At 70.9% G+C, this 15,717-nt stretch carries 17 protein-coding genes; 9 read left to right on the forward strand and 8 right to left on the reverse strand.

Annotated elements, in window-relative coordinates:
- Positions 1–69: 69 nt before the first annotated feature.
- The 3 genes from AB0I66_RS20065 to AB0I66_RS20075 all read right to left on the reverse strand — a co-directional run bounded on the left by AB0I66_RS20065 (position 70) and on the right by AB0I66_RS20075 (position 2,049).
- Complete coding sequence (locus AB0I66_RS20065; protein ID WP_363209200.1) at positions 70–1,131, reverse strand: RNA polymerase sigma factor SigF; 1,062 nt, start codon at positions 1,129–1,131, stop codon at positions 70–72.
- Positions 1,128–1,541 (reverse strand): anti-sigma regulatory factor, encoded by a 414-nt coding sequence (locus tag AB0I66_RS20070; protein WP_135332116.1) that lies wholly within the window; start codon positions 1,539–1,541, stop codon positions 1,128–1,130. Before AB0I66_RS20070 ends, AB0I66_RS20065 begins: the two co-directional genes overlap by 4 nt.
- Before the next feature lie 247 nt (positions 1,542–1,788).
- The gene (locus AB0I66_RS20075) at positions 1,789–2,049 is read right to left on the reverse strand and encodes a UBP-type zinc finger domain-containing protein (protein ID WP_363209201.1); all 261 of its coding nucleotides are present in this window, start codon (positions 2,047–2,049) and stop codon (positions 1,789–1,791) included.
- A gap of 46 nt (positions 2,050–2,095) precedes the next feature.
- Between AB0I66_RS20075 and AB0I66_RS20080 the strand changes: the two genes are divergently transcribed.
- The gene (locus AB0I66_RS20080) at positions 2,096–3,694 is read left to right on the forward strand and encodes a Na+/H+ antiporter (RefSeq protein WP_363209202.1); all 1,599 of its coding nucleotides are present in this window, start codon (positions 2,096–2,098) and stop codon (positions 3,692–3,694) included.
- A gap of 29 nt (positions 3,695–3,723) precedes the next feature.
- Here the strand turns inward: AB0I66_RS20080 and AB0I66_RS20085 are convergent, their stop codons facing one another.
- The 3 genes from AB0I66_RS20085 to AB0I66_RS20095 form a co-directional block, all read right to left on the reverse strand.
- Positions 3,724–4,638, reverse strand: coding sequence for a pyridoxal-phosphate dependent enzyme (locus tag AB0I66_RS20085; protein ID WP_363209203.1), 915 nt, complete (start codon positions 4,636–4,638; stop codon positions 3,724–3,726).
- Between the two features lie 59 nt (positions 4,639–4,697).
- The gene (locus tag AB0I66_RS20090) at positions 4,698–5,288 is read right to left on the reverse strand and encodes an N-acetylmuramoyl-L-alanine amidase (RefSeq protein ID WP_363209204.1); all 591 of its coding nucleotides are present in this window, start codon (positions 5,286–5,288) and stop codon (positions 4,698–4,700) included.
- Positions 5,289–5,425: 137 nt separating this feature from the next.
- On the reverse strand, positions 5,426–5,674 hold the full coding sequence (locus AB0I66_RS20095) for a hypothetical protein (RefSeq protein ID WP_363209205.1): 249 nt from the start codon (positions 5,672–5,674) through the stop codon (positions 5,426–5,428).
- Positions 5,675–5,899: 225 nt separating this feature from the next.
- On the opposite strand from AB0I66_RS20095, the gene AB0I66_RS20100 reads away from it, so the two are divergent.
- The 7 genes from AB0I66_RS20100 (at position 5,900) to AB0I66_RS20130 (ending at position 12,095) form a co-directional block, all read left to right on the forward strand.
- The gene (locus AB0I66_RS20100; protein ID WP_363209206.1) at positions 5,900–7,306 is read left to right on the forward strand and encodes a family 2B encapsulin nanocompartment shell protein; all 1,407 of its coding nucleotides are present in this window, start codon (positions 5,900–5,902) and stop codon (positions 7,304–7,306) included.
- 96 nt (positions 7,307–7,402) lie between these two features.
- Positions 7,403–8,470: a family 2 encapsulin nanocompartment cargo protein polyprenyl transferase gene (locus AB0I66_RS20105; protein ID WP_363209207.1), complete on the forward strand. Its 1,068-nt coding sequence runs from the start codon at positions 7,403–7,405 to the stop codon at positions 8,468–8,470.
- Positions 8,471–8,689: 219 nt separating this feature from the next.
- The gene (locus AB0I66_RS20110; protein WP_363209208.1) at positions 8,690–9,319 is read left to right on the forward strand and encodes a GNAT family N-acetyltransferase; all 630 of its coding nucleotides are present in this window, start codon (positions 8,690–8,692) and stop codon (positions 9,317–9,319) included.
- Between the two features lie 56 nt (positions 9,320–9,375).
- The gene (locus AB0I66_RS20115) at positions 9,376–10,140 is read left to right on the forward strand and encodes a GAF and ANTAR domain-containing protein (protein WP_363209209.1); all 765 of its coding nucleotides are present in this window, start codon (positions 9,376–9,378) and stop codon (positions 10,138–10,140) included.
- A 65-nt stretch (positions 10,141–10,205) separates the two neighbouring features.
- A complete protein-coding gene (locus AB0I66_RS20120; RefSeq protein ID WP_363209210.1) occupies positions 10,206–10,442 on the forward strand; it encodes a hypothetical protein in 237 nt (78 codons plus the stop codon).
- Between the two features lie 46 nt (positions 10,443–10,488).
- On the forward strand, positions 10,489–11,013 hold the full coding sequence (locus AB0I66_RS20125) for a hypothetical protein (protein ID WP_363209211.1): 525 nt from the start codon (positions 10,489–10,491) through the stop codon (positions 11,011–11,013).
- Positions 11,010–12,095: an HAD-IA family hydrolase gene (locus tag AB0I66_RS20130; protein WP_363209212.1), complete on the forward strand. Its 1,086-nt coding sequence runs from the start codon at positions 11,010–11,012 to the stop codon at positions 12,093–12,095. Before AB0I66_RS20125 ends, AB0I66_RS20130 begins: the two co-directional genes overlap by 4 nt.
- Before the next feature lie 20 nt (positions 12,096–12,115).
- On the opposite strand, the gene AB0I66_RS20135 is transcribed toward AB0I66_RS20130, so the two are convergent.
- Complete coding sequence (locus tag AB0I66_RS20135; protein WP_363209213.1) at positions 12,116–12,583, reverse strand: pyridoxamine 5'-phosphate oxidase family protein; 468 nt, start codon at positions 12,581–12,583, stop codon at positions 12,116–12,118.
- A gap of 72 nt (positions 12,584–12,655) precedes the next feature.
- On the opposite strand from AB0I66_RS20135, the gene AB0I66_RS20140 reads away from it, so the two are divergent.
- Entirely contained in the window at positions 12,656–13,576 is a 921-nt protein-coding gene (locus AB0I66_RS20140) for a sigma-70 family RNA polymerase sigma factor (RefSeq protein ID WP_363209214.1), read from the forward strand.
- Between the two features lie 22 nt (positions 13,577–13,598).
- On the opposite strand, the gene AB0I66_RS20145 is transcribed toward AB0I66_RS20140, so the two are convergent.
- Positions 13,599–15,620 carry a translation factor GTPase family protein gene (locus tag AB0I66_RS20145; protein ID WP_363209215.1) on the reverse strand — a complete coding sequence of 674 codons (2,022 nt, stop codon included), beginning with the start codon at positions 15,618–15,620 and terminating at the stop codon, positions 13,599–13,601.
- Positions 15,621–15,717: the final 97 nt, after the last annotated feature.

Below are 15,717 nucleotides of genomic sequence, written 5' to 3' on the forward strand. Positions count from 1 at the left end.
CCGTCCCGCACGGGACCGACCGGCTGACTCGCCGAAGGAGCAGACCAGGAGGGGCGGCCTGCTCCTCCGTCACTCCTCGACGAGGAGCTTCTCGCGCAGCTGCGCGAGTGTGCGGGCGAGAAGCCGGGAGACGTGCATCTGGGAGATGCCGACTTCCTGGGCGATCTGCGACTGCGTCATGTTGCCGAAGAACCGCAGCAGCAGGATGCGCTTCTCGCGCGGTGGAAGGTCCTCCAGGAGCGGTTTGAGGGACTCCCTGTACTCGACGCCCTCCAGGGCCTCGTCCTCAGCGCCCAGGGTGTCCGCGACCGCCGGGGACTCGTCGTCCGTGTCCGGGACGTCCAGGGACAGCGTGGAGTACGCGTTGGCCGACTCCAGGCCCTCCAGGACCTCCTCCTCGGAGATGCCCAGCTTCTCGGCGAGCTCGTGCACCGTGGGCGAGCGGCCGTGCAGCTGGGACAGCTCGGCGGTCGCCGTGGTCAGCGCGAGCCGCAGCTCCTGAAGGCGCCGCGGGACCCGGACCGCCCAGCCCTTGTCACGGAAGTGGCGCTTGATCTCGCCGACGACCGTGGGTGTCGCGTACGTGGAGAACTCCACGCCGCGCTCCGGGTCGAAGCGGTCCACGGACTTGATCAGGCCGATGGTGGCGACCTGCGTCAGGTCGTCGAGGGGCTCGCCGCGGTTGCGGAAGCGGCGGGCCAGGTGCTCGACGAGCGGCAGGTGCATGCGGACCAGCTTGTTGCGCAGATCCGCGTACTCAGGGCTGCCGTCCTTCAGCTCGCGCAGTTCGATGAACATCGCGCGTGCACCACTGCGGTCCCGCGGATCGTGCCGGGTGTGCTGCTGCTCACCGTGTTCGCTCATGTATCCCGCCCGTTGCGCGCCGCCCCGGACGGAGGGCTTGGCGCTCTCCTCCTGGGCGGTCGGCTCTGCCTGCTCCGACGCGTCGGCCACCGTCGACGGACCCGGCTGCTCCGGGTCCTCCGGGTGCGGCCTGGCCTGCTGCTCGGGGATGCCCGTGAGCGCCGGCTCCACCGGAGCCCCGCGCCTCGTGGGCGTCCCTCCCCGGCCACCGGGCAGACCCCGTGTGCCGCGCTCTTCGTCCCGCACCGGCCCCTCCCCGTCCCTCACGCTGGCCCGGGTCCCGCGCCGCGCTTCTTGTAGAGACTGATCGAGACGGTGTTGTCCTCGGCCACGGAGGAGTCGACCTGACCCGCGAGGGCGGACAGCACTGTCCAGGCGAAGGTGTCCCGTTCCGGGGCCCGGCCGTCGGTGGTCGGCGCCGAGACGGTCACCTCCAGGGAGTCGTCGACGAGCCGGAAGACGCAGCTGAGCACCGAACCGGGCACGGCCTGCTGGAGCAGGATCGCGCACGCCTCGTCGACCGCGATGCGAAGGTCCTCGATCTCGTCGAGAGTGAAGTCCAAACGCGCCGCGAGACCGGCCGTGGCCGTACGCAGCACCGACAGGTAGGCACCCGCAGCCGGAAGGCGGACCTCGACGAAGTCCTGATTCCCGGGCTCGCCTGCGATCTGGGACACCCTCACCTCCAAGGTGGTACAAGCACTTTCGGGGCTCCAGGTCCGCCGTCGTGCGGCGGGCCGGACTGCGTCACACGGGTAACGCACCACGTAGTTATGCGGTGACGCTACCGCGCTCCCCAGTTCCGTGTCCCGGGGACCCCGCTCCGTTGCTGTCACTCATAGTAAGCCTATAGGTACGGAGAGTGGCTAGGGGTCGAGCGGGCCCAATTGGAGAGTACGGGCGTCGGGTTGACGTACCCAGGCGTCAGACGATCGAACCGTCGACGAAGCACCAACGCCAGCTCTCGCCCGGTTCGAAGGTCCGCATCACCGCGTGTCCGGTGTCCTTGTGGTGCTCCGTCGCGTGCCGGAAGGGCGAGGAGTCGCAGCAGCCCACATGGCCGCAGTCCAGGCAGAGCCGTAGTTGCACCGGGTGACTGCCGGCCGCGAGGCACTCGAGACAGGTCTCGCTCAGCGGCGCGGGCTCAGGGTGCGGCAGCGCTGTGACATGCGGGCACTCGTTCATGATTGCCAGATTACGACGGGATCGCGTAGCGCGGAGGGCCTGACCGATGGACGTACTGCCCCTGGTGGCACTGATCGCGGCGAGCGCCGCGGTGGCCGGAGCCGCGCGCCGGACACCGGTGCCCGCGCCGCTGCTGCTCGTCGCGGCGGGTCTCGTCGCCGCGTACGTGCCCGGGGTGCCGGACTATCACCTGGACCCGCACATCGTGCTGCCGCTGATCCTGCCGCCGCTGCTGCACACCGCGGCCCTGGAGAGTTCGTACCTCGATCTGCGCGCCAACATCCGGCCCGTGGCGCTGCTCTCGGTCGGTTACACACTGTTCGCGACCCTCGCCGTCGGGTATCTCGCGTATCTGCTGATCCCTGATCTGCCGCTGACCGCCGCGCTGGTCCTCGGCGCGGTGATCGCGCCGCCGGACGCGGTGGCGGCCACGGCCATCGCGCGGAAGGTGGGGCTGCCGTCACGGATCACCACGATCCTGCAGGGCGAGTCACTGGTGAACGACGCGACCGCGATCACCGCCTACAAGGTCGCCCTGGCGGCGGCGGTCGGCGAGGGCGCGAGCTGGGCGGGCGGAATCCAGGAGTTCCTGGTGGCGGCGGTCGGCGGGGTCGGCGTCGGTCTCGTCCTCATGGTGCCGATCCACTGGCTGCGACGGCACATGAAGGAGGCGATGCTGCAGAACACCCTCTCCTTGCTGATCCCCTTCGTCGCGTACGCGGCCGCCGAGCAGGTGGGCGCCTCCGGAGTGCTCGCCGTGGTCGTCGTCGCCCTCTTCCTGGGCCACCGCTCCTGGGAGGTCGACTTCGAGACGCGGCTCCAGGAGGCCGCCGTGTGGAAGGTGGTCGCGTTCATCCTGGAGTCCGCGGTCTTCGCGCTCATCGGCCTGCAACTGCCGCTCGTGCTCAAGGGGCTCGGCGAGTACAGCGGCCTGGAGGCGGCCTGGTACGCCCTTGGGGTCTTCTTCCTGGTCGTCCTCGTGCGCTTCGTGTGGTCGTATCCGGCGACCTACCTGCCGCGGATGCTGTCGAAGCGCATCAAGGAACGCGAGAGCGACATGGACTGGCGGCGGCCGCTGATCGTCAGCTGGGCCGGCATGCGCGGTGTGGTGTCGCTGGCGATCGCCTTCTCGATCCCGCTCGTCATGGATGACGGGGAGCCGTTCCCCGCACGCAACCTCGTGCTGTTCCTGACCTTCACCACGGTGATCGGCACGCTGGTCGTGCAGGGGCTCTCGCTGCCGTGGCTGATCCGGGTGCTGCGGCTGCCGGGGCGTGACACGCAGGCGGAGACGCTCGCGGAGGCGCAGGCGCAGAACGCCGCCTCGCAGGCCGCGGAGCGTCGGGTGGACGAACTCATGCGGGACGAGCGCAATCGCCTCCCAGAGCCCCTCCAGGACCGTCTGCGCACGGTTCTCGAGCGGCGCCGCAACTCCGTGTGGGAGCGCCTCGGCCAACCCAACCCCGTGACGGGGGAGTCGGCGGACGAGACCTACCGCAGGCTCACCCGGGAGGCGATCGCCGCGGAGCGCGAGGTGTTCGTGACGATGCGGGACGAGCGGCGCATCGACGACGAGATGATGCGGACGCTGCTGCGCAAGCTGGACCTGGAGGAGGCCGCGGCCTACCGGGAGGTCGAGGACTGATCCGTGGGGGTCCGAGGGGCCCGAGGGGCCTAGGGGGCCGCGGGTTCCGTCGCGGTGATCACCGCTGTCACGTCGGTGCCGGGGGCGAAGGCGCCCTCTTCGGAGAGGGCCGTCAGCGCGTAGAGAAGCTTGGCGACGTAGACGCGCTCCACGGGGAGGCCGTGCCGGTCCTCGAAGTCGTCTGCGAACGCGGTGAGTTCGGGGGACGTACGGGCGTAGCCGCCGAAGTGGAAGCGCTCGTCCAGGTGCCAGTTGGCGGTGGGGGCGCCGAAGGTCCGCTGCTGCAGAGCCCGTATCTCGGGGCCGAGGAAACCGCCCTTGAGCACCGGTATGCCGAGCGCGTGCTGGTCCGGGGCGAGGCCCGCGGCCAGGCCGGCCAGGGTGCCGCCCGTGCCGCAGGCCACGGCCGCCGTGTGGGTGCGCCCGCGCAGCTCCTCGCCCAGGGCCGTACAGCCCCGTACGGCCAGGGAGTTGCTGCCCCCTTCGGGGATGACGTAGGGATTCTCGGCGCCTGTCTCGCGCAGCAGGGCGGCCAGGACCTCCGGGTCCGTCTTCCCGCGGTACGTCGCCCGGTCGATGAAGTGCAGGCGCATTCCGTCGGCCGCGCATCGCGTGAGCGAGGGGTTCAGGGGGCGGTCGGCGAGTTCGTCGCCGCGGACCACGCCGATGGTGGCCATGCCGAGGAGGCGGCCCGCCGCGGCGGTCGCCCTGAGGTGGTTGGAGTAGGCGCCGCCGAAGGTCAGCAGGGCTTCGTGCCCGGCCTCGACGGCGGCGTCCAGATTCAGGAAGAGCTTGCGGTACTTGTTGCCCGGGAGGTCCGGGTGGATGAGGTCGTCCCGCTTGAGCGTGAGAGTGACGCCGCGCCGCGCGAACCGCTCGTCCCGGAGCTCTTGGAGCGGGGACGGGAGCCGGGGGCGCGGGGTGGTCGGCGGGGTGGTGCTCACCCCGCCATTCTGCCCGCCGCCGTGCCGGCGGGCACGCGTACGGCGGCCCGCCCGGGGGCCTACTTGAGGCGTTCCTCGATGCGCTCCCGCATCGCGTTCATGGTGAAGCCCTTGGGGTCGATCTTGCCGGGCTGCCATTCGAGATGGCCGATCACCGAGCGATGGGTCCAGCCGTGATGGCGGCAGATGGCCGCCGAGACCCGCTCGATGGCGTCCAGCTGCTCATCGGGCCACGGGTCCTCGCCGTCGCCGAGGTTCTCGCACTCGAAGCCGTAGAAGTGGCGGTTTCCGTCGGTGTTCGCCTCGTTGTCCGGCGGGAGCGCCTTCTCGGCGATGACCGCGCGCAGCACGTCGTCGTCGCCCAGGCCCGCGTGGTTGGCGCGGCCGTACCCGACGAGGTGGACGCGGCCGTCCTTGGTGATGACGCCGTGGCAGAGCGGACCGGGCAGTGAGGCATAGCCGTCACGGCAGATCTCCACGGTCCGCTGGCTGCCCGACGTGACCGTGTGGTGGATCATCACGCCGTGCACGGGCCCCCACGGCCCCTTGTGGTTGCGGTTGTGGTGCGGCCAGTCGCCGACTTCGACGACGGTCACCCCTTCGTCCCTGAGCGCGTTGAGGAAGCTGCCCGCGGACATGGGTGGAGCCATGGCCGACTCCTTTGCGGAGCACGACGGCCGCCTGGCGCGGACCGTCTCGTATGTCCGCTATTACCGGAACCACGGTGCCTGAACCAGCCGTTCGGGCCTGATCTGCCGCTGTTCGGGCACCGTGCGAGCCGATTTGGTCAGCCGCGGTGGTCGCCGCCGTGCAAAAACGCGTCGCCGTTCGTCGCGATGTGCGCCTCGACCGCCTGCAGGGCCTGCTGCGTGGCCTGCGGCGTCCCCGTGCCGTGCTGCTGTGCGTAATACGCGGCGCCCAGCTTCTTCAGGAGGTCGCCGCCGGTGCGCTGCGCCTGGACCTCGTCGATCTTCTGCTTGCCCTGCGTGAGTCCGCGCTGCGCCTGTTCCTTGGCGCGATCCAGGAAGCCTGCCATTGCCGTCTCCTACGCATAGGTGCGGATTGGTGCTGATCTGTGCATTTCGGTATGAAGCGTATCGGCCGTTGTGTCCCGTTCAACGGATGCGCGGATCTTGGAGTTCCCCGCGCGGTGCCCCGTCTCGCCTGATCCATTCCCGCTCGTTTGTGTAATGGCGCCGGTACTCACCGTGCTGGAAGGGTTGTCGGCGCAGATCAGCGCTTGATCGGGAGGGCATAGCCAATGTCGGTAGGCGAAGAGGTCCGGGCGGAACAGGCCGAGCCGCAGCAGAGCTTGGGCACGTCGGCCGCGCGGAATCTGGCCACCACCACCAAGTCCGCGCCGCAGATGCAGGAGATCAGCTCCCGCTGGCTCCTGCGGACGCTGCCATGGGTGCAGGTGCAGGGCGGTACGTATCGAGTGAACCGGAGGTTGAGTTACTCGGTCGGCGACGGCCGCGTGACGTTCGTGAAGACCGGGGACCGGGTCCAGGTCATCCCGGCGGAGCTCGGCGAACTGCCGACCCTGCGGGACTACGAGGACGTCGAGGTCCTGGGGGAGCTGGCCCAGCGCTGCCAGCAGCGGGAGTTCGCCGCGGGGGAGGTCATCACCTCCTTCGGCAGCCAGGCCGACGAGGTGTTCCTGCTCGCGCACGGCAGGGTCGAGAAGATCGGCACCGGGCCCTACGGGGACGACACGGTCCTCGGGTCGCTCGCCGACGGCGCCTACTTCGGCGAGCAGGCACTGCTCGACCCGGAGGCCATCTGGGAGTACACGACGCGCGCGGTCACCGCGTGCACCGTCCTCACCCTGCCCCGCCAGGACCTGGAGCAGGTCGCCGAGCGCACGGATTCCCTGCGCGAGCACCTGCGGCGGCTGCGGTCCATCCCGGCCCAGCGCACCAACAAGTTCGGCGAGGCGCCCATCGACCTCTCCGCCGGACACATCGGCGAGGCCGTGCTGCCGGGCACATACGTCGACTACGAATCGGCGCCGCGTGAGTACGAACTGAGCGTCGCCCAGACCGTCCTGCGCATCCACACGCGCGTGGCCGACCTCTACAACCAGCCGATGAACCAGACCGAGCAGCAGCTGCGGCTCACGGTCGAGGCGCTCAAGGAGCGCCAGGAGCACGAGCTCATCAACAACCGCGAGTTCGGCCTGCTCAACAACTGCGAGTACGAGCAGCGGCTGCAGCCGCACGACGGCGTGCCGAGCCCGGACGACATGGACGAGCTGCTCAGCCGCAGGCGCGGGTCGAAGCTCTTCCTGGCCCACCCGCGTGCGATCTCCGCGTTCGGCCGTGAGCTCAACAAGCGCGGTCTGGTGCCGGAGACCATCGACATGGGCGGCCACCGCATCCCCACCTGGCGCGGGGTGCCCATCTTCCCGTGCAACAAGATCCCGGTCACCGAGGCCCGCACCTCCTCGATCATCTGCATGCGTACGGGCGAGGAGGAACAGGGTGTCGTCGGCCTCCACCAGGCCGGCATCCCGGACGAGATCGAGCCGAGCCTCTCCGTGCGCTTCATGGGAATCAGCGAGCAGGCGATCATCTCGTACCTGGTGTCGACCTACTACTCCGCGGCGGTCCTGGTGCCGGACGCGCTGGGCGTCCTTGAGAACGTCGAGATCGGCCGCTGGCGATGAGGCCGTGTCTGCGGGCGCGCGGCCGGGTAGACCTCTTCCGTACGCGCCCGCAGGCCCAGGAACCGCCACCGTCCGCATCCTCTCCGGGGTGAGTCCATGACGGACACGACGACGGACATGACGGAGTACGAGGAGCACGCGGAGCGCGATGCGTCCGAAGCGGCGGAGATCCTGGCGTCGGCGCGCGAGTGCGTCGACCCGGAGCTGCGCCGGGCGATCGACTCGCTGCCGGGGGCGATGCGCCGTATCGCGCTCTACCACTTCGGATGGGAACACGCGGACGGCACACCGGCGGCCGGGCACGCGGGCAAGGCGATCAGGCCCGCGCTCGTGCTCGCCGCGGTGCGGGCCCTTGGCGGGGACCAGGCCAGGGCCGTCCGGGCCGCGGCGGCGGTGGAGCTGACCCACAACTTCACCCTGCTGCACGACGACGTCATCGACCGCGACGCCACCCGCAGGCACCGGCCCACCGCCTGGACCGTGTTCGGCGAACCCGACGCGATCCTGGCCGGTGACGCGCTCCAGGCACTGGCGCAGCGGCTGCTCGCCGAGGACCCCCACCCAGGGGCCCCGGCGGCGGCCGCCCGGCTCGCCGCCTGCGTCGTGGAGCTCTGCGCGGGCCAGCAGGCGGACGGCGCGCTGGAGAGGCGCGGCCCCGACGACGTCACGCTCGACGAGTGCCTCGCCATGGCCGAGGCCAAGACGGGGGCCCTGCTCGGCTGCGCCTGCGCGCTGGGCGCGCTGTACGCGGGGGCGGGGAGGAGCGAGGTGAACGCGCTCGACGGGTTCGGGCGTGAGGCGGGGCTCGCCTTCCAGCTCATCGACGACGTCATCGGCATCTGGGGCGACCCCGGGTGCACGGGCAAGCCGGCCCGTGCCGACCTCGCGGCCCGCAAGAAGTCCCTGCCGGTGGTCGCCGCCCTGGCCTCGGGCACCCCGGCCGCGGCCGAACTGGCCGAGCTGTACGGCCGCCCGCCGGCCGACGGCGACCTGGACCGCATGGCGCGCGCCGTCGAGGCGGCGGGCGGCAGGGACTGGGCGCTGCTGCACGCGGGCGACCGGATGTCCCGCGCGATCAACCAGCTGGCCGGCGCGGTGCCGGTTCCGGAGGCCGCGGGCAGCCTGCTGGCACTCGCGGAGTTCGTCACGCGGCGTACGCACTGAACGCACGCAGGCGTGCGCCGGGCAGGCAGTCGTGTGTAGGCGTACGTACGTAGTCCTGCGCAGACCTACGACGCGTTGCGTGAGCCCCGTACCCCCCGAGATCCGGTCAGGGTGCGGGGCTCACCCGCGTGTCGGACCCCGATCGCCTAGGCTGCAACAGAAGCAACCAGTGGGGCGGTACACGCAGTTGAGCGTGGTCGAGGGGTGAAGGGGCGTGCTGTGGGCGTAGTCATCCGGAGAGCCGGGGAGAGCGACAGGGCGGACGCGGTCCGTCTGCTCGACGAGGCGTTCCACGACGACCCGGTGAGCAGCTGGGTCTTCCCCGACCCCGAGCACCGCCGCCGCAGGCACGGCGCCCTGATGAACGCCTTTCTCGACCTCGCGCTCGACATGGGTCACGTCGACATCACCGAGGACGGCTCGGCCGTCGCACTGTGGTGGTCCGTCCCCGCGGGCGAGGACGAGGGCGGCGAAGAGGGCCCCGCGCGAATGCGCGCCGCCGTCGACCCCGACAACGCGCGGATCGAGGAGATCGGCCGGCTGACCGGCGAGGCGCACCCGACCGACCGGCCCCACCAGTACCTGCACATGATCGGCGTGAGCCCGGAGCGGCAGGGCGAAGGGCTCGGCTCGGCGCTGATCTCGGCCGTACTCGATCGCTGTGACCAAGATGGGCTGCACGCCTATCTGGAGGCGAGCAACAGCCGCAGCCGCGAGCTCTACACCCGGCTCGGATTCCAATTCACGGGAAAAGCCGTCGATCTGCCGGACGGCCCGCAGCTCTGGCCGATGTGGCGGGAGCCCCGTCCTTTCTCCATGGACAGTGGCGACACCGGCCGATTCGCCTAAAGTCGTTGTAGCGCCGCTGTGTTGGCCGTAGGCCCAACGAAGGGGGAACAGGCCCCATGTCCCGCAAAATGACCCGTGAGGTGTCCGGCGACACGTCCCGCGAGCGAGCTCTGGCAGAGGCTTTCGTGGAGATGGCCGACTCCGTCAGCGAGAGTTTTGAGGTCGTCGAGTTCCTGCAGAGCCTCGCCGTGCGCTGCGTGGAGCTGCTCGGCGTCTCGGCCGTGGGCGTCCTGTTGGCGGACTCCCAGGGCAAGTTGAAGCTCGTGGCCGCCTCCGGCGAGCACGCCTGGGTGCTCGATCTGTTCGCCCTCCAGCAGGAGGAGGGGCCGTCGCTGGACTGCTACCGCACCGGCACGGCGTACACGAACATCGCGCTCACCGGCCTGGAGGCGAACATCGCCTGGCCGCAGTTCGCGACGCGGGCCAAGGAAGCGGGCTACACCATGACGCAGGTGCTGCCCCTGCACCAGGGCGACCAGGCGGTCGGCACGCTGAATCTCTTCCAGGCACGGCCGCAGGTGATGGGGCCCGACGAGATCGCGCTCGCCCAGGCACTCGCGGATGTCGCCACGATCGCGATACTCCAGCGGCGCTCACTGGAGCAGAGCGAGACGGAGCGCGGCCAGTTGCAGGAGGCGCTCGTCAGCCGCATCGTCATCGAGCAGGCGAAAGGTGTGCTCGCCGAACGCTGGAAGTGCACGGTCGACGAGGCGTTCGCGGCACTCCGGCGCCACGCCCGCGCGAACCGGCTGCGGCTCGCGGAGTGCGCGCAACAGGTGGTGGCGGGGGAGTTCGACACGGAGGGCATCCGCCGGGGGTGACGCGGTCGCAAGAGGAATTGGCGGCCGGGCTTTCCGGCCGGGGTGGCCCGCTCTACCCTGGACGTATGGGCAGCGATGGGAGCCGGTCCGGCCCCCGCCCGCGGAGCGAGCCGGTGTGCGCGAGCTGCGGACGGCCTGTCGGTACGGCCATCAAGCGACGCAAGGTGCTCGGGGCGTACGTCCCCGTGTGGGGACCCGGCCCTTGCCACAACCCGCGATGCGACGCGTGCGTCGACGAACCCGCGGCGAACCGGACCGAGGCCGAGGTGGAGCCCGCGCCCGCGCGCTCCGACGACGACTGAGGACACCCGCGTCCCATGACGCACGGGACATCTGCATCATGGGCGCATGGACATGACCGAGGATGTTGGACTTCCGTCGGCCGTAGACGGTGAGCGGCTGCTCGCGCTCGCCGACGGCCATCACGCGCGCACCGCACGGCCCCTTGGCGTGCGCGAGGTCGGCGGGCATCTCGTGAAGGCGTACGCCGTCGAGGCCCCCGGGCGGAAGGTGACCGGGCGGGACGAGGAGTCCGCGCTCGCGCTCGCGGGGGCGCACCTGGGGCTCGGCCAGGCCCGAGGTTCGACCGGGCTCGCCGTGCTGATCGTGCACGCGGGCGGTGACGGGGACTACGTCCTCGTGCAGAGCTGGATCGAGGGGTACATGTCCGACCTCGCGGTCTTCGTGGGCCCCGCCGGGGAGCCGGAAGAGCTGAGGCCGGGGCGGGCCGGGCTGGCGCCCTGCGTGTGGGAGGCGGCCGTGCTCACGCACGAGCGGGACGCGTACGTGCGGTGCGTGCTCGACGGGAGCGGAAGCCTCGCGGAGCGACTCGCCGCGTGGGGCCAGGACGTCATCGAGGGGGACCTGCGATGACGTACGAAGACCCGGCGCCCCGCATACGCCACGCACGCCTCGCCGACCTCCCGCGCGTCGTGGAACTCATCGCCGAGCACGCCGCGTACGAGAAGGGCGCCCCGCCCGCCCCCGGCCTCGAACAGCGCCTGCGGACCCTCCTCTTCGAGATGCCGGACCCGCGGCTGCGCTGCCTGGTGGCCGAGCTGCCCGGCGGCGACGTCGTCGGCTACGCCACGTGTGCGCCGGAGATCTCCACCTGGGACGGCGCCGAGTACCTCCACATGGACTGCCTCTTCCTGCGGGACGGCCACCGGGGCCTCGGCCTCGGCGAGCGCCTGACGGACGCGGTGGCCGCGGAGGCACGTCGCCTCGGCCTCACCGAGGTCCAGTGGCAGACGCCCGCGTGGAACGAGGGCGCGATCCGCTTCTACGGCCGGATCGGCGCCGACGCCAAGGAGAAGCTGCGTTTCGCCTGGCAGGTGCCGCCGCTGCCGTTCGACGCCGTGCTCTGCGATCTCGACGGCGTGATCCGCTTCTACGACATGACACGGGTGGAGGAGATGGAGCGCGCCGCCGGTCTTCCACACGGCAGCACCGCCGAGATCGCCTTCGCGCCCGAGACCGATCAGCCGCTGATGCTCGGGCACATCGGCAAGGAGGAGTGGGTCCAGGCCATCGCGCACGGCCTCGCCGACCGGGTGCCCCACGAGCGCGGGCACGCCCTGGGCACCGCGCTCGCCGAGGCCGGTTTCTCCGCGGACGCCACCGTGGTGGACCTGCTCAGACGGGTTCGCGCGCACCTGCACGTGGCGCTCGTGACGAACGCGACCCCGTGGCTCGACGGTGACCTGGCCGAGCTCGGCATCGCCGACCTGGCGCACACCGTGGTCAGCAGCGCCGACGTCGGCATCGTCAAGCCCGACCGCCGGATCTACGAACTCGCCGTGGAGCGGGCGGGCATCCCCGCCGAGCGCTGCCTGTTCGTGGACGACCGCAAGGAGAACGTGGACGCGGCCGTCGCGCTCGGCATGACGGGGCTCCACTACACCGGCCCCGACGACCTCCGGGAGGCGCTGGCCCCGGTGCTCGGCAGGGACTGACCCCGGGGCGCGCGGACCGCCTACGCCACCGTCCAGCGCCCGCCCAGCATCAGGTCCCGGCCCTGGATCTCGTTGGCCTCGCGCCAGGCCTGGAGCCGCTGCGGGGTGATGCGGAAGTAGGTGTAGAGGGTGTCGAGTTTGCTGGGGTCGAAGCCCGTCTGCTCGGCGAAGGTGTCGCGGTCCTCGGGGGTCAACTCGTCCTCGCCCAGGGCGCGTACGGCCCCCTCGATCAGGATGACGTCGCGGGTCGGCCCGATGCCGACCCGCGCCTTGCCGGTCGCCCGGAGGTTGCGGCCGGTGACGCTGGTGTCGGGAGTGGCCACCAGCAGGCTCTCGCCGTCCCAGAAGAAGGACAGCGGGACCATGTACGGGGTCCCGCTTTCCGCGTCGGCGGTCGCCACCCACGCGTCGACGTCGTGCGTGAGGCGGTGCAGGGTGTCCCGCTTGCGCTGCTCGGGCGTACGGGGTCCTGCCGCGTCGGTGTTCATTACTGTTCTCCTCCAAGTGTGGCCGCACGGTGCGTCCTTGCTCTGACGTACCGCGACGAGGGAATGTGACAGATGGACCAGAACGAAGCAGCAGCAGTAGATCAGGGCGAAGCGCTCGCGGTCCGGTTCGAGGAGCACCGGCCGCATCTGAAGGCGGTCGCCTATCGCATGCTCGGGTCGCTCGGCGAGACCGACGACGCGGTCCAGGAGGCCTGGATCCGGCTCAGCCGCTCCGACATCAGCGGGGTGTCGAACCTGGGGGGCTGGCTGACGACCGTCGTCGGCCGGATCTGCCTCGACATGCTGCGTACGCGGCAGTCGCGGCGCGAGGACTCCCTGTCGGTTTCGCTCGACACCCACGTGCCGGACCCGGTGGTGAGCTGGGGAGACGTGGTCGACCCCGAGCAGGAGGTGCTGCTCGCCGACTCCGTCGGCCTCGCGCTCCTCGTCGTTCTGGAGACGCTGGCTCCCGCCGAGCGCCTCGCCTTCGTGCTGCACGACATGTTCGCCGTGCCCTTCGACGAGGTCGCCCCGATCGTGGAGCGCACCCCGGCCGCGACGCGCCAGCTGGCGAGCCGGGCCCGCCGCCGGGTGCAGGGCTCGGCGCCCACCCCCGACAACGATCCCGTGCGTCAGCGCGAGGTCGTCGGCGCCTTCCTCGCGGCGGCGCGGGGCGGCGACTTCGACGCGCTGCTCGAACTGCTCGACCCGGACGTGGTGTTGCGGGCCGACACCGGCGAACTTGCCTCCGGGCTCTCGAAGCTGGTGCGGGGCGCTTCGGCGGTGGCGGGGCAGGCGGCGATGTTCTCGGAGGCGGCGCCGAGCACCGAGATCGCGCTCGTCAACGGCCGGTTCGGCATGGTGGGAGTGCCGGACGGCGAGGTCGTCTCGGTCATGGAGTTCACGATCGCCGGCGGCAGGATCGTCGAGCTCAACATCCTTGTCGACCCCGCCCGCGTGCGTGCCCTCGGCCTGCCCGCGTTCCGGAGCTGACCTGGGTTCGGGCCCTGTCGCGTCAGCGCCGGACACCGGCCACCTCCCGCAGGTACTCCTTGCGGCAGAGGGGATTGCGGTCGGTCCGCGGCCGGTCCGGGGCCTCGCCCCGGACCGGCTGATACCGCTCGAAGGCCGACTCCAGCTCGCCCTCGCCGCGTGTCAGCGAGGGCAGCAGCTGCTCCAGTTCGTGCACGCGGGCCGCCGGGATGTCGCCCTCGACCACGTACGAGGCTCCGCGCGCCGTCTGGGTGTGCGGGACCGCGCGGAGGCGTGAGAGCGCGGGCAGGAGCAGCCCGAACACGTCCTCCGGGACGCTGAGCCGGAAGCGGTGCAGCGGTTCGTGCACCGCGGTGCCCGCCCGTCGCAGGGCGCTCAGGAGGACCAGCGGGGTCAGCTGCCGGAAGTCCCCGGCCGTGCTCGACATGCTCTTGTCGAAGGTGCCGTGCGCGTGGCTCTGGCGCGGCCAGTACCCGGAGTGCGTCATGGTGACGACGCAGTCGCTGACCTCCCACCCGTGGACCCCCTGGTGCAGGGCCTCCCGCACGGACTCCTCGACGGCGCGGAAGAACGCGTACGGCATCGAACCGAGCTCGACCTCCAGGCGGAACTCCACGCCGGAACCGGGCGGGCCCGGATCGACGCGCAGGCCGACGGTGGCGAGGAAGGGGTTGTCGTCCTTGTCGATGATCTCGAAGGCCGAACCGCTGCCGGTCACGCGCTCCACGCAGATGGTCGTGGTCTCGCGGAACGTGACATCGACGCCGTACTCGTCGAGGAGGGTCGCCTGGATGACCTCCTTCTGGACCTCTCCGTAGAGCGACACGTGCACCTCCTGGCGGAGGTCGTCCTGGCGCAGGTCGATCAAGGGGTCCTGCTCGGCGAGCTGGGCGAGCGCGAGGTGCAGAGCGCCTCTGTCGCCGGGCCGTGCGGGCACGACGACGGTCTCCAGGGTGGGCGGCGCGAAGAAGTGCTGCCCTTCGACGCCCCTCCTCGCGTGCGGTACGCCGATGACGTCGCCGATCCGGATGTCGCCGAGCCCCCACAGCTTCCCGATCTGCCCCGCGGCCACCCCCTCGCGCGGGATCGCCGAGCCGCGGTCGAAGACGCTCACCGCGGTGACCTTGCCCTCGCGTCCGTCGCCGAAGGGCAGCCGGTCCCGGGTGCGGATCGTCCCCGCGAACATCCGTACGTACGCGATCTTCTCCCCGGCGTCCCCGCGCTCGACCTTGAAGACGGTGCCGGACGCGGGGGTGTCGGCGAGCGGGTTCCCGTCCTCGGAGGGCAGCAACTCCCTTACGCCCGAGATGAGGTCACCGACGCCCGCGCCGGTGGCGGCCGAGCCGAAGAACACCGGGTGCACCAGCGCCTTCTTGGTCTGCGTGCCGAGTTCGGCGCGGAGCCGCCGACCGGATAGCCCGTCCTCGTCCTCGACATACGCGGCGAGCAGGGCGTCGTCGTGCGCGGCGAGTACGTCGACGAGGCGGGCGGTGAAGGAGGGGTCACCGTCTGCGAAGGGCACGAAAGCCGCGTCGCGCCCGCCGAGGCCGTGAGGCGTCCCCATGGGCACGATGTCAGGGACGAGCCGCTCGGAGATGTCGCGGAGCAGGTCCTCGTGGCGCGCGCCGCGTCGGTCGATCTTGTTCACGAAGACGAGCGTGGGAATGCGCAGCCGCCGCAGCGTCCGCATGAGCACGCGCGTCTGCGCCTGGACGCCTTCGACGGCGGAGATGACGAGCACGGCACCGTCGAGCACGCTCAGGACCCGTTCCACCTCGGCGATGAAGTCCGGGTGACCGGGGGTGTCGATGAGGTTGACGGTGACGTCGTCGACGGCGAAGGAGACGACGGCGGACTTGATCGTGATGCCGCGCTGCCGCTCCAGGGCCAGTGAATCGGTCTGGGTGTTCCCCGCATCGACGCGACCGATCTCGTCGATGACACCGGCGGCGTGCAGCAGCCGCTCGGTCAGACTGGTCTTGCCGGCGTCAACATGCGCCAGGATTCCCAGGTTCAGGGTGTTGCACGTGCGTGACGTATGCACTGAGTGTCATGTCCTCTGGGTTGATGGCAATTCCCTTCTGGCTGGACATGAACAAACGGCGCATTACGTCTCCTTGACGGGTCTGGGTGTACGCAGA

The sequence above is a fragment of the Streptomyces sp. NPDC050439 genome (genome assembly GCF_040655335.1).
In the GTDB taxonomy this organism is placed as follows: domain Bacteria; phylum Actinomycetota; class Actinomycetes; order Streptomycetales; family Streptomycetaceae; genus Streptomyces.

Excerpts from the sequence above, each read along its gene's own strand:
- AB0I66_RS20140 (WP_363209214.1), top strand. The coding sequence starts at position 12,656 with ATGGACCAGAACGAAGCAGCAGCAGTAGATCAGGGCGAAGCGCTCGCG.
- AB0I66_RS20135 (WP_363209213.1), bottom strand. The coding sequence starts at position 12,583 with ATGAACACCGACGCGGCAGGACCCCGTACGCCCGAGCAGCGCAAGCGG.
- AB0I66_RS20090 (WP_363209204.1), bottom strand. The coding sequence starts at position 5,288 with ATGGCTCCACCCATGTCCGCGGGCAGCTTCCTCAACGCGCTCAGGGAC.
- AB0I66_RS20080 (WP_363209202.1), top strand. The coding sequence starts at position 2,096 with ATGGACGTACTGCCCCTGGTGGCACTGATCGCGGCGAGCGCCGCGGTG.
- AB0I66_RS20105 (WP_363209207.1), top strand. The coding sequence starts at position 7,403 with ATGACGGACACGACGACGGACATGACGGAGTACGAGGAGCACGCGGAG.
- AB0I66_RS20125 (WP_363209211.1), top strand. The coding sequence starts at position 10,489 with ATGGACATGACCGAGGATGTTGGACTTCCGTCGGCCGTAGACGGTGAG.
- AB0I66_RS20100 (WP_363209206.1), top strand. The coding sequence starts at position 5,900 with ATGTCGGTAGGCGAAGAGGTCCGGGCGGAACAGGCCGAGCCGCAGCAG.
- AB0I66_RS20115 (WP_363209209.1), top strand. The coding sequence starts at position 9,376 with ATGTCCCGCAAAATGACCCGTGAGGTGTCCGGCGACACGTCCCGCGAG.
- AB0I66_RS20120 (WP_363209210.1), top strand. The coding sequence starts at position 10,206 with ATGGGCAGCGATGGGAGCCGGTCCGGCCCCCGCCCGCGGAGCGAGCCG.
- AB0I66_RS20095 (WP_363209205.1), bottom strand. The coding sequence starts at position 5,674 with ATGGCAGGCTTCCTGGATCGCGCCAAGGAACAGGCGCAGCGCGGACTC.
- AB0I66_RS20130 (WP_363209212.1), top strand. The coding sequence starts at position 11,010 with ATGACGTACGAAGACCCGGCGCCCCGCATACGCCACGCACGCCTCGCC.
- AB0I66_RS20075 (WP_363209201.1), bottom strand. The coding sequence starts at position 2,049 with ATGAACGAGTGCCCGCATGTCACAGCGCTGCCGCACCCTGAGCCCGCG.